Annotated in this window: 15 protein-coding genes; 7 read left to right on the top strand and 8 right to left on the bottom strand. The window is 70.9% G+C overall.

What is annotated here, in order from left to right:
- Positions 1 to 20: 20 nt before the first annotated feature.
- Positions 21 to 485 (top strand): DUF6474 family protein, encoded by a 465-nt coding sequence (locus ABZ215_RS01290; RefSeq protein WP_020416319.1) that lies wholly within the window; start codon positions 21 to 23, stop codon positions 483 to 485.
- Here ABZ215_RS01290 and ABZ215_RS01285 read toward each other — a convergent pair whose 3' ends face one another.
- From ABZ215_RS01285 to ABZ215_RS01270, 4 genes are read right to left on the bottom strand one after another with little or no spacing between them, the layout of a single operon-like run.
- Positions 486 to 1,445, bottom strand: a complete 960-nt coding sequence (locus ABZ215_RS01285; RefSeq protein WP_354946935.1) for a glycine betaine ABC transporter substrate-binding protein — start codon at positions 1,443 to 1,445, stop codon at positions 486 to 488.
- Entirely contained in the window at positions 1,442 to 2,218 is a 777-nt protein-coding gene (locus tag ABZ215_RS01280; protein WP_020416317.1) for an ABC transporter permease, read from the bottom strand. Before ABZ215_RS01280 ends, ABZ215_RS01285 begins: the two co-directional genes overlap by 4 nt.
- Positions 2,215 to 3,360 (bottom strand): betaine/proline/choline family ABC transporter ATP-binding protein, encoded by a 1,146-nt coding sequence (locus ABZ215_RS01275; protein ID WP_237339802.1) that lies wholly within the window; start codon positions 3,358 to 3,360, stop codon positions 2,215 to 2,217. Before ABZ215_RS01275 ends, ABZ215_RS01280 begins: the two co-directional genes overlap by 4 nt.
- 37 nt (positions 3,361 to 3,397) lie before the next feature.
- Positions 3,398 to 4,045, bottom strand: coding sequence for an ABC transporter permease (locus ABZ215_RS01270; RefSeq protein ID WP_020416315.1), 648 nt, complete (start codon positions 4,043 to 4,045; stop codon positions 3,398 to 3,400).
- 227 nt (positions 4,046 to 4,272) lie between these two features.
- Here ABZ215_RS01270 and ABZ215_RS01265 point away from each other — a divergent pair, with 227 nt between their 5' ends.
- The 4 genes from ABZ215_RS01265 to ABZ215_RS01250 are packed head-to-tail and all read left to right on the top strand — an operon-like array spanning position 4,273 to position 7,103.
- The gene (locus ABZ215_RS01265) at positions 4,273 to 4,788 is read left to right on the top strand and encodes a hypothetical protein (RefSeq protein WP_354712613.1); all 516 of its coding nucleotides are present in this window, start codon (positions 4,273 to 4,275) and stop codon (positions 4,786 to 4,788) included.
- Between the two features lie 25 nt (positions 4,789 to 4,813).
- Complete coding sequence (locus tag ABZ215_RS01260) at positions 4,814 to 5,548, top strand: YcnI family protein (protein WP_237339791.1); 735 nt, start codon at positions 4,814 to 4,816, stop codon at positions 5,546 to 5,548.
- Complete coding sequence (locus ABZ215_RS01255; protein ID WP_237339792.1) at positions 5,548 to 6,081, top strand: copper resistance CopC family protein; 534 nt, start codon at positions 5,548 to 5,550, stop codon at positions 6,079 to 6,081. Before ABZ215_RS01260 ends, ABZ215_RS01255 begins: the two co-directional genes overlap by 1 nt.
- Positions 6,078 to 7,103 (top strand): CopD family protein, encoded by a 1,026-nt coding sequence (locus ABZ215_RS01250; protein ID WP_354946933.1) that lies wholly within the window; start codon positions 6,078 to 6,080, stop codon positions 7,101 to 7,103. Before ABZ215_RS01255 ends, ABZ215_RS01250 begins: the two co-directional genes overlap by 4 nt.
- A 155-nt stretch (positions 7,104 to 7,258) precedes the next feature.
- On the opposite strand, the gene ABZ215_RS01245 is transcribed toward ABZ215_RS01250, so the two are convergent.
- Both ABZ215_RS01245 and ABZ215_RS01240 read right to left on the bottom strand, forming a co-directional pair.
- On the bottom strand, positions 7,259 to 8,167 hold the full coding sequence (locus ABZ215_RS01245) for an aminoglycoside phosphotransferase family protein (protein WP_020416310.1): 909 nt from the start codon (positions 8,165 to 8,167) through the stop codon (positions 7,259 to 7,261).
- Positions 8,168 to 8,171: 4 nt separating this feature from the next.
- Positions 8,172 to 9,554, bottom strand: a complete 1,383-nt coding sequence (locus ABZ215_RS01240) for a helix-turn-helix transcriptional regulator (RefSeq protein ID WP_017986057.1) — start codon at positions 9,552 to 9,554, stop codon at positions 8,172 to 8,174.
- A gap of 293 nt (positions 9,555 to 9,847) precedes the next feature.
- On the opposite strand from ABZ215_RS01240, the gene ABZ215_RS01235 reads away from it, so the two are divergent.
- Both ABZ215_RS01235 and ABZ215_RS01230 read left to right on the top strand, forming a co-directional pair.
- Positions 9,848 to 10,165 carry a hypothetical protein gene (locus ABZ215_RS01235; RefSeq protein ID WP_235716045.1) on the top strand — a complete coding sequence of 106 codons (318 nt, stop codon included), beginning with the start codon at positions 9,848 to 9,850 and terminating at the stop codon, positions 10,163 to 10,165.
- Between the two features lie 13 nt (positions 10,166 to 10,178).
- Positions 10,179 to 10,577: a hypothetical protein gene (locus ABZ215_RS01230; protein WP_020416307.1), complete on the top strand. Its 399-nt coding sequence runs from the start codon at positions 10,179 to 10,181 to the stop codon at positions 10,575 to 10,577.
- Between the two features lie 249 nt (positions 10,578 to 10,826).
- On the opposite strand, the gene ABZ215_RS01225 is transcribed toward ABZ215_RS01230, so the two are convergent.
- Positions 10,827 to 12,074, bottom strand: coding sequence for an MFS transporter (locus ABZ215_RS01225; protein ID WP_354946930.1), 1,248 nt, complete (start codon positions 12,072 to 12,074; stop codon positions 10,827 to 10,829).
- Entirely contained in the window at positions 12,071 to 13,345 is a 1,275-nt protein-coding gene (locus ABZ215_RS01220; RefSeq protein WP_354946929.1) for a GH1 family beta-glucosidase, read from the bottom strand. Before ABZ215_RS01220 ends, ABZ215_RS01225 begins: the two co-directional genes overlap by 4 nt.
- Positions 13,346 to 13,446 lie beyond the last annotated feature (101 nt).

Raw genomic sequence — 13,446 nt, 5'->3', positions numbered from 1 at the left:
CGTGCCGCTACATTCAGCCCATGGCTCGCAAGAAGACCAAGACGCCGGCCGAGACGGGCATCACGCCGAAGAAGGCCAAGAACGCGGTCGCCGTGGCGAAGATCGTGGTCCCCGCGGTGGCACCCGCGCTGGCACCGCTCGCGGTCAAGGCGGCGAGCGCGGTCCGCGACGCCTACGACCACTACCAGGCGCGGCGCCTCGGCGTGCCGATCGACCGGCTGTCGGAGTTCACCGGCCGCGGCGCGCACCTGCTGGCGCGCATCGCCGGCACGTCCGAGGCGCTGGCCGAGGTGCGCAAGGCCGAACGCGCGAGCGACGACGACGTCCGCTTCGCGAAGGACTCGCAGGCGACGCTCGAACAGCTGACCGCCGCGGTACGGGCCGCCGAGCGGATGCCCGGCACGCGCCGCAAGGCCGCGCACCAGGCGGTGACGGCCGAGCTGGAGCGGATCGAGGGCCAGCTGCTCAAGCGCCTCGGCGTCTAGCTACTGGATGAAGCCCTTCGCGACCATCCAGTCGCGGGCGACCTCACCGGCGTCGCGGCCGTCGACGTCGACCTGCTTGCACAACTCGATCATCTGCTGGTTGTCCAGCGCCTTCGCGACCGGTTCGAGCACCCCGCGCACCGCCGGGTGCGCGTCCAGGAACTCCTTCTTCATCGTGACCGCCGCGTTGTACTGCGGGAAGAACCGCTTGTCATCGGCCAGGACGCGGAGGTTCAGGCCGGCGATGCGGCCGTCGGTCGTGAAGATCTCGCCGAAGTTGCAGGTGCCGCTGGCCACCGCGGAGTAGATCGCGCCGGTGCCGAACGTCTTCACCTCCGTGGTCGGGAAGCCGTAGGTCCGCTGCACGCCCGGCATCCCGTCCTGGCGGCTCGCGAACTCCGTCTCCACGCAGAAGATCGCCTGTTCCGGGTGCTGCTTCAGGAACTCCGTCATGTCCGAATTGGACCGCAGGTTGTGCTGCCGCGCGTAGGCCTCCGTGGTGGCGAACGCGTAGGTGTCGTTCACCGGCGAGTAGTCCAGCCAGGTGATGCCGAACTGCGCCTCGTCGGCCGCCTTCGCCGCGTCGAACTGGGCCTTCTCGTCCGGGATCGGCTCGGTGTTGCCCTGGTAGGAGATCCACGCGGTGCCGGTGTACTCCCACGAGATGTCGATCTGCCCGTTGATCAGCGCCTGCCGCGCGGAGTTCGACCCGCTGATGTTCGTCAGGTCGGTGATGTCCGCACCGGCCGCCGACAACGCCAGCTCGGCCATGTAGCCCAGGATGATGTTCTCGGTGAAGTCCTTCGACCCCACCGCGATGTCCACGCCGTCCAGGCTCGGCACCGGCCGGATCGACCCGGGCTTCACGTCGTATGGCAGCGCCGCGTTGACGTCCAAGCCGCACGCGGTGAGCGAGGTCGTCAGCAGCGCCGCGCCGAGAATCGCCTTGAACCGCTTCACGCCAGCCCCCTCGGTCCGAAGACGCGTTCCATGACCGCGCCCAGCCAGTCGATCAGCAGCGCGAGGCCGACCGCCAGGATCGCGCCGGTGACCAGCACGGGAACGCGGTTGAGCTTGTACCCGGTGTCGATCAGCTCGCCGAGCCCGCCGCCGTTCACGAAGAACGCCAGCGTCGCCGTGCCGACCGCGAGCACCAGCGACGTCCGCAGCCCGGCCAGGATCAGCGGCACCGCCAGCGGCAGCTCGATCCGGAACAGCACCGCGCGGCCGGACATGCCGATGCCGCGGCCGGCGTCGATCAGCGCCGGGTCGACCGAGTTGATGCCGACGATCGTGTTCCGCAGCACCGGGAGCAGCGAGTAGAACGCGATCGGCAGCACCGCGACCCAGAACCCGTCCCACTGCGTCCACAGGAAGAACAACACGATCACGCCGAGCGCGGGCGCGGCCTGCCCGATGTTCGCGATCGTCAGGAACACCGGCGCGACCGGCCGCGCCCAGGAGCGGGTGAGCACCGCGCCGAGCGGCACCGCGACGCCGACCACGATGACCGCGACCGCGACCGTGATCAGCAGGTGCTGCCACGTCGCCTCCAGCAGCCGGGCGGCGTTCAGGTTCTGCGCCTCGATGGCGTCGTTGTCCCGCAGCAGCGCCCACGCCACGACCGCGGCGACGACCACCACGACCACCGCGGGCTGCACCAGCAGCCGCGCCCGTTCCGCGCGGCGAGAACCGGATTCGGTGGTGAACCCCTTGTCGACGGCTGTGGTCACGCCGGTCCCCCGTCGTCCGAGTGCTCCTCGCGCAGCCGCTGGATCGTGCCCATCACGGTGTCCAGCTCGATCATCCCGGCGTACTCGCCACGCGCCCCGGTGACCGGCACGCCGCCACCCTCGACGAGCATCGCCTCCAGCGCGTCCTGCAGCGTCGACTGCAGGCTCACGTAGTCGCCGATCGGCTTGCCGACCCCCTCCAGCGAGGTCGCGCTGCCCAGGTCGCGGACGTGCACCCAGCGGACCGGGCGGCGGCGGTGGTCCAGCACCAGCGCATAGGTGCGGCGCTGCTCGGTCATCTGCCGCCGCAGCTCGGCGGGCGAATCGCCGATCGTCGCGGTCACTGTGTCCTGCTTCAGCTCGACGTCGCGCACCCGCAGCAGGGTGAGCTGCTTGAGCGAGGCGCCCGCGCCGACGAACCCGGCGACCGTGTCGTCGGCCGGGTTGGCCAGGATCGCGTCCGGGGTGTCGTACTGCAGGATCTTCGACTGGTTGCCGAGCACCGCGATCTTGTCGCCGAGCTTCACGGCCTCGTCGAAGTCGTGGGTCACGAACACGATCGTCTTGCCCAGTTCGGACTGCAGCCGCAGCAGCTCGTCTTGCAGGTTGCCGCGGGTGATGGGGTCGACCGCGCCGAACGGCTCGTCCATCAGCAGCACCGGCGGGTCGGCGGCGAGCGCGCGGGCCACGCCGACGCGCTGCTGCTGGCCGCCGGAGAGCTGGCGCGGGAACCGGTCGTGGAACTGGGCCGGGTCGAGCCCGACCAGGTCGAGCATCTCGTCGACGCGGTCGGCGATCTTCTTCTTGTCCCAGCCGAGCAGCCCGGGCACGACCGCGACGTTCTCCGCCACCGTGAAGTGCGGGAACAGCCCGGCCTGCTGGATCGCGTAGCCGACCTTGCGGCGCAGGCGGTCCGGGTTGAGGCTCAGCGCGTCCTCACCGCCGATGGTGATCCGGCCGGACGTCGGCTCGATCAGCCGGTTGATCATCCGCATCGTGGTCGTCTTGCCGCAGCCGGACGGGCCGACCAGGATCACGATCTTCCCCGCCGGGATCGTCATGGTGACGTCGTCGACCGCGGGCTGGCGCGAGCCGGGGTAGCGCTTGGTGACGTGCTCCAGCTGGATCTCGACGCCGGACACCGCGCCGGATTCGGCCTGTGCGGGAGATTCGATGGTTTCAGACACGGACACCCCTGGGAACGGTGAAGCGGGAGATCAGGACGTAGATGCCGTCGAGGATCAGCGCGAGGACCACCACGCCGATCGTGCCGGTGAGGGCCTGGCTCATGGAGTTGGTGCTGCCGGCGTTGGTCAGGCCGGCGAACACCTCGGACCCCAGCCCCGGCCCCTTGGCGTAGGCGGCGATCACCGCGATGCCCATCAGCATCTGGGTCGCCACGCGCATGCCGGCCAGGATCGCGGGCCAGGCCAGGCGCAGCTCGACGCGCGTGAGCACGCCGAACCGGCTCATCCCGATGCCCTTGGCCGCGTCGGTGACCGCGGGGTCGACCCCGCTCAGCCCGACGATGGTGTTGCGCACGATCGGCAGCAGCGCGTACAGCACGAGCGGGATCACGCTGGGCGCGACGCCGAGCCCGACGACCGGGATCAGCAGCCCGATCAGCGCGAACGACGGGATGGTGAGGACCGTGCTGGCCAGCGCGGTGGCCAGGGCCGATCCGATGGGGCTGCGGTAGACCGCGACGCCGATCAGCACCCCGATGACGGCGGCGATGATCGTGCACTGCACCACGGCGCTCACGTGGAGCCAGGCCTGCAGCCCGAGCCTGCTCCACCGATCGGCCACGTATTCGAACAGGTTCATCCCCGGTGGCCGCCTCCTCCCGGTTCGTCGTTCACTCGTCCGGCCTACCCACCGTTGCCGAAAAACGTGAAAGTCTCAACTACCGACACCGGGTGAAGGTCTATTGAGCACCGATTTCCGGACCGCTCCCAGCGTTCACCACCCGGGACGCCGTCGCATGATCATTCCCGGTCTCCTACCCTGGATCGGTGAGCAAGCGACCCCAGCGACACGGAGCGTCACGCACCGTGCGCGGCGTCCTGCTCGCGCTCACCTCCGGCGGCCTGGCCGTCAGCGCGCACGCGCTCGCCCACGGCGGCCTGCCGGACACCGCGCTGACGCTGCTGCTCGTCCTGCTCGTCGGCTGGACCGGCACCGCGCTGGCCGACCGCACCCGCGGCCCGGTCGGCGTGCTGACCGTCCTCGGCGCGGCCCAGCTGCTGATGCACGTCGTGCTCGACGAGCTGATGCCGCACGCCGGCGACATGCCCGGCGCGATGTTCGCCGCCCACGCGGGCGCGACCGTCGTGACCGGACTGCTGCTGGCGCACGCCGAAGCGCTGCTGGACGTCGCCGCCGCGCGGTTGTCGCTGCTGCTCCCGGTCCTGTTCGGACCGCTCCCGCCGCCGGTCCCGCTGCCCGTCGCGCCCGCTCCGGCGCCGGGCGTGCCGCAGGTGCGGGTGCTGTTGAGCCGGATGCACGCGAGGCGCGGCCCGCCCGCGCGCCCGGCGCACCACACCCTTCACCTCAGCGCAGCGCGCTGACCCACTCACTTCTTTCAGGAGCATCATGACGAACAACGCCGTCATCCGGCGCGGGCTCGTGCTGGCCGGCACCGTCGGGATCGCGGGCCTGCTGGGCGCGGGCGTCGCGTCCGCGCACGTCACCGCCAACGTCCTCGGCTCGGAGCCGCAGCAGGGCGGGTACGGGGCGATCACGTTCCGCGTGCCGAACGAGGAGGAGAACGCCGCCACCGTCAAGGTGGAGATCGACTTCAAGCCGGAGTACGCGATCAGCTCGGTGCGGTACCAGCCGATCCCCGGCTGGACCGCGGAGGTCACCAAGACCCCGCTGCCGGCGCCGGTCAAGAACGGCAAGGGCCTCGACGTCACCGAGGCGGTCACGAAGGTCGTCTTCACCGCTCAGCCGGGCACCAAGATCGGCCCCGGCGAGACCCAGTACCAGGACTTCGGCATCACCGCGGGCTCGCTGCCCGCGGTCGACGAACTGGTCCTGCCCGCGATCCAGACCTACGACAACGGCACGGTCGTCGCGTGGGACCAGGTCCAGGCAGCCGGCGCGGAGGAGCCGGAGCACCCGGCGCCCACCGTGTCGCTGGCCGCGGCTTCGGCCTCGGGCGACTCGCACCACGCGAAGACCGCCGCCGCACAGGCCGCCGCGGAGGAGTCCGCCTCCACCGACGACACGGCCCGCTGGCTCGGCGGCGCCGGACTGGTCGTCGGCGCGCTCGGCCTCGGTGTCGGCGCCGGCGCGGTCCTGCGGTCCCGGAAGGCGTCGAAGTAATGCGCCGCCTGCTCGTCACGGTCGCCACCGCACTGGTCGCGCTGGTCGTCACCGCCACCCCGGCGCTGGCGCACAACGTGCTCGTCTCGTCCGACCCGGCCAAGGACGCCACGCTCGCGACCGGGCCGTCGAAGATCACGCTGACCTTCGACGCGCCGGTGCAGGGCGGCAACGTCAACCAGGTCTCGGTCACCGGCCCCGGCGGCACGCAGTGGGCGGAGGGCGACGTGCAGATCAACAGCAACGTCGTCACCGTCGGCGTGCGGCCGCTCGGCCCGGCCGGGCAGTACACCGTCGGGTTCCGGATCCTGTCCGCCGACGGGCACCCGGTGACCGGCGAGGTGCCGTTCACCCTCACCACGGCCGGCAACGGCACCCCGGCCACGGCCAGTGCCGCGACCGGGGCCGACACGGCCGCACCCGCCGCCCAGTCCGGCGGCGGGGTTCCGGTGTGGGTGTGGATCGTCGGCGCGGTGGTCCTGCTGGCCATCGGGCTGACGCTGGCTCTCCGGATGGGCAGGGAGAAGGCGTGACCACGGCGGCCGGGGCCACCTCGCAAGTCCGTTACCAGGCGATCGTCGCGATCGTCACCGCCGCGCTGGCCGGCGCGCTGATCGGCGTCGCGCTGACGGCGACCGCGCCGGTGCCCGGGGTGGCGGAGGTCAGCGAGGTGGTCTCGGTCGCCATCCCGATCGTCCGCGTGCTGCTCGACCTGGCCGCGGTGACGACGATCGGGATCGCCCTGCTGTCCGTGCTGGTCGGGTACGACCGGCCGAAGCTCACCGAGCCGATCATGCGCCGCGCCCGTCCGATCGCGCTGGCCGCGTCGCTGGTCTGGACGACGACCGCGCTGGTCACGCTCGTGCTGCAGACCGCCGAGTACCGGCCGCAGGTGCCGACGGTGAGCTTCGCCGACATCTGGGACTACGTCGTGCAGGTTGGGGCGGGCAAGGCGCTGCTCGTCGTCGCCGTGCTGGCGCTGGTCCAGGTCGGGCTCGGGGTGCTGACGCTGCGGCACGGCGAGAAGGTGCCCGCCGAGGTGCGCGTCGGGCTCGGCCTGTTCGCCCTGCTGCCGCTGCCGGTGACCGGGCACGCGGCGAACTGGGACTACCACGACTACACGATGATCTCGATGGAGCTGCACGTCATGGGCGCGGTCGCGTGGACCGGCGGCCTCGGCGCGATGGTCGTGCTGCTCGCCGCCAACCGGACGCTGCTCGCGCACGCGCTGCCGCGGTTTTCCAAGCTGGCGACGTTGTGCCTGGTCCTGGTGTCGGCGACCGGGCTGTTCAACGCGGTCGTGGAGATCCTGCTCAACCCGACGATCGGCCTGTTCACCGCGTTGTTCACCACGCCGTACGGGCAGCTCGTGGTGCTCAAGCTGGTGTGCGCGGCCGGGATCGCGGTGCTCGGGGCGATGGTCCGGTGGAAGCTGATGCCGCGGATCGTCCGGCACGAGCGGACCGCGCTCGCGACGTGGGCGACGCTGGAGCTGACCATCATGGGGCTCGCGTTCGGGTTCGCGGTGGTGCTCACCCGGGCCCCGGTCAGCTAACCGTCAGTAGCTGCAAGTTGCACGCGTGGGGGACGGATTAATCCACCCAGGGTGACTAGCCGGACCGAATTTCCCACCGCGCGCACAGGGATCCGGACATACGACGAGCGGTCTCCTGCGGTCGGTAAATGTCCCCGTTTTTCCCACGATGTGGACTAGCGGTAGCGGGCCCACTCCGTACCGGCGCGGCCCGCGCGCAGGTCGCCCAGCCGTCGCCGCAGCTCACCGCGCACGTGCGGGTGGCTGCGCAGGATCGGCAGCACGCTGGTCACGAGCTTGAGCTCGCGGGCGGCCCGCAGCACGGCGAACCCGTCCCAGGTGGTGACGTCGAAGCCGTACACGTCGGCGAGCATGCGGTACCGGCCCGCCGGGTCCCCGAACCGCTCGCGGCCGACGGCCAGCGGCGTGAGGTCCCACTCCGGCGGGCCGAAGCACGCGGAGTCGAAGTCGCACAGCACCGGGCCGTCCGGGCCGACGATCACGTTGCCCGGGTGCGCGTCGCCGTGGATCAGGCTCCGGTCCAGGGGGAACTCCAGCTCGCCGAGCGCGGCTTCGACTTCGGCGCTGCGGCGCAGCAGGAACCGGCGGTCGTCCGGGTCGAGCTCCTCGGCGTCGGCCACGCGGGCGCGCACGTCCGCCAGCGGCGCCCACTCGCCGACGCCGTCCGGGGCGGGCAGGGCGTGCACCCGGCGCAGCAGTCTGCCCAGGTCGGCGGCGTTCGCGCGGCGCTCGCCCGGCGGCACCCGGACCCACGCGGTGACGACGTGCTCGCCGACGTGGATCGGCTGGCCGACGCCGGGCAGCAGCCGGATCGCCGGCACGTCGTTGGCCTCGAAGTGCCGCGCGACCTCGACGACCTTGGCGACCCGGTGCCGCAGCGCACGCGACCCGACGATGCGCATCACGACCGGCGCGCCGGCCAGCTCGTAGACGGCGTTGTTGGTGAACCGCAGCAGCCGGGCGCCGCGGTGGTCCAGACCCAGGAGGGCGCACGCCTCGGCCAGCACGGCGGCCAGTTTCTCCTTGGTGAACCGGCCGTCCAGCTCGTCCGCGACGGTGCGCATCTTCCTAGGCGGCGAAGAACGAACTGATGCGTTCGTCCAGGTCGCGGGCGTCGGGGTTGTTGCGGCGCTTGGCCGCTTCCTCCTGCATCGGCATCATGCGGTCCTTCACGCGGGCCGACTTGAGGCCGTCCGCCGACTCCAGCGCCAGGCGGCCGATGCGGGCGCCGTGGTCGATGTCGCCGTCGATGAGGTGGTTGGTGGCCAGCGCGGCCTGGTTGAACACCTTGCTGCGCTGCATGTCCTCGCCGTAGGCCTCGATCGCCCTGGTCAGCGCCGGGATCGCGTACTGCGTGTGCTTCGTGTCGACACCGCGCGCCAGTACCGTGTGGACGGTCCCGATCATCGCGTAGACGTCGGTCTCGTTGAAGAACTTCACCCAGTCCTCGGCCTCGGCCACGTTCGCGCGGGCGAACTCGTCCTTGGCCAGGCCGAGCAGCTTCAGCGACTGGTCCTCGTTGCCCATCATCGCGTAGGCCCACGCCTGGTTCGCCGCGAGCACGGAGATCGCCAGCTCGGAGCCGGATTCCTGCGCCGCGATCTGCCCCAGCTGGAACAGCTTGAGCGCGTCGTTGGGCGCTTCCTGGTGCAGGTAGACCCGGCCCATCCGGTACAGGATGTTGGCCACCAGGTGGTCGTTGTTGCCCTGCTTGGCCAGCTCCAGCGCGTTGGCGAAGTGCCCGCGCGCGGAGTCCATCAGTCCACTGTCGAACGACGTCCAACCAGCCAGGCTGTGCAGGTCGGCCAGCGCCACGAACAGGCGCGAGCGGACCGGGGTGGCCGCGGAGGAGTCGAGCATCTGCTGCCCCCAGGACAGCTGCGCGACCACGGCGTCGCGGCAGAAGCCGCCGCCGTACTGGTAGTCGAGCGCGCGCAGCGCTCTGGTCGCAGCCTCGACCTGGCGCACGTCGGTCATCCCGATGTGGCCGGGTGCCGGCGTCCTCGCGGGGCTCGCCGCCCATGCCCTCGGCGACGATCCCAGGATGGCCGCCCCCATCGTGACCTGGGCGGCGTGCGCGAGGAAGTTCCGCCGCTTCACGGACTCGTCCTCCTCAGCCTGCTGCTCGTCGGCTGCGCCGACGACCTGAATCTCGGTGGCCTCGTCGTAGGCGAGGCCCATGTATCCACGGGGGACACCCAAGCCGTCGGCGATCCGGGCGAGCACGTCGTAGGCCATCACCTGGCGGCCCTTGAGGATCTCCGAGACCTCCGACTGGGACTGGCCGGTGAGTGCGGCGATCTGGCGCTGGGAGATGCCCTCCTTGCGCAGGTTCCGGTACACGGCACTGATGTTGCGGGCGGCCAGGGCCTCCCTCATCTCCCGCTTCTCCCAGGCATCCGAGCTGATCGGGTGTCCCTGGCGGGCATCAGTGTTGTCACCGGCGTCCATTGCGCCCCCTCACCGTCCTGTCGGGCGTCGATTCGCAGCGTAGGCACACCCATTGAACCCTGGGAAACGTCGTTGCGGGAGCCCTGATCGGTCGGGGTGAACTCCGGCGACCGTTCACCGGCTCGCCCGCGCCGGTCGCCGCTGTGACCGCGGTTCGCCTTCTCTTCGGCTGCGGTTCATCGCAATCTAGTTCTCGGGTTCGGCGTGACCGAGCGGATACGCCCCGCGATCACGCAGAGCTACGACGAACACGGACAGCAAGCCCGAAGCAGAGCGGAGACACGGTGGAGTTCATGAACTCGATCTCGGCACCACGCGCCCAGGTCCACCGGCGGTCCTTCGCCCCGGCCGGTGCGCCGGTCGCGAGCCGGTCGGCGATGCCCGCGCCGGACCCGCGTGCCGCGCAGCTGCGCCGCTACGAGGGTGGTCAGCTGGTGTGGCGGGTGCAGTGCGGCGACATGATCAACCGCGACCGCTGCGTCACCGTGCTCGTCCAGGACGACCAGGTGGTCCTCGTCGGACCGCCCGGGGAAACGGCCCGCCTCACCGCGGGTCAGCTCGGCCAGCTCCAGGCGGCGCTGAACGAAGCCGCCAAACTGGCGGAAAGGTGACGGTGAGAATTCCGTGGATCAGATCCTTGGGCAGGTCCTCCGCAACGCGGTTTGGGAGCGCCTCGACATGCTCGCCGATCTCGCCACCAGGGCGGACGCGCAGTCCCTCGTCTCAGTGGCCCGGTCGGAACTGCCGCGGCTGACCGAGGGCTGGCGCGCGATGCTGACCGCTCACGAGCCCGACGAGCGGGGCGACTGCCCCACCTGCTCCACCCGGTGGCACCGCTGCAAGGCGCCGTGCTCGGTGTGGCAGGTCGCGCACGAGCACCTCGTCGCCGGCGGTCTCGCCCCCCAGCAGGACCTGCGCCGCCCGTCGCGCCGCAAGCCGAAGGTCCCGGCACAGACGCGCGGTACGACGCCGGGTGAGACAACCGGTCGTCACGCGCTGATACCGCAGGTCGCGAACCGCTGACCACTCGGCGATTAATCGAAAAAACTCGGTAACAACCTCTAGCGGAACACCCCCGTCACCGCTATGTTGTCGATCATGGTCGAGGACTCGAAGTTGCAGATCGCACCTTGACCGCCCCGCCCTCGTGGCCCCGAGAACTCCGCGGACCGGTGCCGTTGCACTCCCCTCCCCCGACCGGCACCGGCCCGCGGGCCCAAAGGTACGGAGCTGAAGGGCTCCTCCGAACCCCGGAGGAGCCCTTCGGTGATTTCAGCGCACCGAGCGGACACCGAGGACGAACGCCCCGGCCGCCATCGTCGCGACCGCCGACGCGGCGAACAGTCCCGGGTAGCCGCCGAGTTCGGCCAGGATGACGGTCGCGGCGACCGGCGCGATCACCTGCGGCAGCGCGTTGGCGATGTTGATCACGCCCAGGTCCTTGGCGCGGTCCTGCGCGGCGGGCAGCACCTCGGTGAGGATGGCCAGCGCCACCGCCCAGTACGCGCCGAACCCGATCCCGAGCAGCGGGGACGCCGCCAGTGCCGCGGGCCAGGTCTGCCACAGCACCAGCACGATCGCCGCCGCGGCCATCACCACCACCGCGCCCAGCACGAACGGCTTGCGGCGGCCGGTCCGGTCGGACAGCGGGCCGACCACGAGGCCGCCGATCACCAGCGCGACACCGTAGAGGCCCATCATGATCAGCAGCCCGGTGTCCGGGTCCGGGTGGTGCACCGCGTCCTTCAGGAAGAACAGCAGGAAGAACGTGCCCAGCGAGTTGCCCAGGTTGATCAGGAAGTGGCAGCCCCAGGCCCACGCGAAGTCCGGGTGCCGCCGCGGCGAAACCCACAGCTCCCGCAGGACCGCGCGGAACCCGGTCGCCGGGCGCCAGTCCCGCGGCAGGGCGATGTCCCGCGTGCGCAGCACGAACGCGGCCGCGCCGAGCACCACGACCGCGGCGCAGGCGAGGTAGCCGCCGGGCAGGCTGGTGACCAGGACCGTCACCAGCACGGCGCCGAGGACCGTGCCGAGCATCTGGCTGATGCCGACGAGGCCGCCGATCCGCGCCCGCTGGCCGACCGGGACCCGGTCCGGCACCGCCGAGGTGAGCGTCGCGAGCATGCCGCCGAGCCCGGCCTGCACCAGGCACCAGCCGACGACCATGACCGCCACGTTCGGCGCGACCGCCAGCACCACCAGGCCGAGCGCGCCGCACAGCGCGCCCGCGAGCGTCCACGGGTGCCGCCGCCCGAACCGGGAGCGCGTGCGGTCCGAGGCCAGCCCGACCAGCGGGTTGGTAAGCAGCGCGACCACCGCGCCGATACCGGTGACGATGCCGAACACCAGCTCCTTGTCCGCGGCGTCCAGGTGTTCGGCCTGCTCCGGCAGCAGCAGCTGGATCGGGGCGTAGATGCCCATCCACAGCCCGATGTTCGCGCCGAAGAGCAGGCCGATCCAGCCGGCCCGGACCGGGACTTCGGGTTCGGCGAGCGCGTCGGGCGTCCGCGTTCCGGTCATGCGCGCACCAGCTTCCGGTACCAGGAGAAGGAGTCCTTGGGAGTCCGGCGCTGCGTTTCGTAGTCGACGTGCACCAGTCCGAACCGCGGCGCGTACCCCTTCGACCATTCGAAATTGTCGAGCAGCGACCAAACGAAATACCCGCGGACTTCAACTCCCGCTGTTATCGCGGCGGCGACGGACCGCAGGTGCGCGTCCAGGAAGTCGATGCGCTCCTGATCGTGAACGCCGTCGAAGCTCGCGCCGTTCTCGGTCAGGTAGACCGGCGGCAGCTTCTCCCCGTACCGGTCGCGCAGGCCGGCCAGCAGCTCGAGCAGCGCGGCCGGCACGATCGGGGAGTCGTTGGTGGTGCGCGGAAAACCCTCGATCGGGCGAAGTTCGAACGGCAGCGGATTGCCCTCGCCGGGCGCCGCCGCGCCGTGCGGCTCGTAATAGTTGACGCCGTAGAAATCCAGCGGTTGAGCGATGTTCACCAGGTCATCGGCGTATCCGGCGGGAAGGTGCGGTTCGATTTCCGCGGGATAACTGCCGAGTAGCACCGGGTCCGAAAAGGTCCGGTTGAGCAACGCGTCCAGCCAGTGCGCGGCATCATGATCAGCTCGGGAGTTTGAAGTAGGCCAAACTGGACAATGATGGTTGGCGGTGCCGATGTTCGACGCACCCGCGGCCCGCAGAGCCTGGACCGCGAGGCCATGGGCGAGGTGTTGGTGGTGTGCGGTGGGGAGGGCGTCCAGCAGCAGTGTCCGTCCGGGCGCGTACTCGCCGATCGCGTACCCGAACACCGTCGTCACCATCGGCTCGTTGAGGGGGATCCACATCCGCACGCGATCAGCGAAGCGCTCGCCGAGGACCGAGGCGTACTCGGCGAACCGGTACGCCGTCTCCCGGTTCAGCCAGCCGCCCGCGTCCTCCAGCGGTTGCGGGGTGTCCCAGTGGTAGACCGTCGCCACCGGCGCGATGTCCGCTTCGCACAGCGCGTCGATCAACCGGTCGTAGAAGGCCAGGCCCGCTTCGTTCGGCGCGCCGGACCCCGTCGGCTGGATCCGCGGCCAGGCGAAGGAGAAGCGGTAGGCGCCGACACCCAGCTCGGTCAGCAGCGCGACGTCCTCCGGCCAGCGGTGGTAGTGGTCGCACGCGACGTCGGCCTGCCCGGGGGCGAAGGTGTCCCACACCGACGGCCCGCGCCCGTCTTCGCTGGTCGCGCCCTCGATCTGGAAGGCCGAAGTGGACACGCCCCACAGGAAGCCGGGCGGGAAGGCGAGGTTCTCCACGAGCGACGTCCCTTCATCGGGGCTAACGTGAAAAGTTCTCAAATGCTAGCCCTTCCCTCGACCGGGGGGAAGCGGTCCGGCGCGCTAAAGTCCCTGTTCAG

The organism is Amycolatopsis sp. NPDC006131 (genome assembly GCF_040614175.1).
GTDB lineage: Bacteria > Actinomycetota > Actinomycetes > Mycobacteriales > Pseudonocardiaceae > Amycolatopsis_E > Amycolatopsis_E tucumanensis.
Note: the sequence above shows the minus strand (reverse complement) of the source record. Positions and strands in the feature narration are given on the sequence as shown.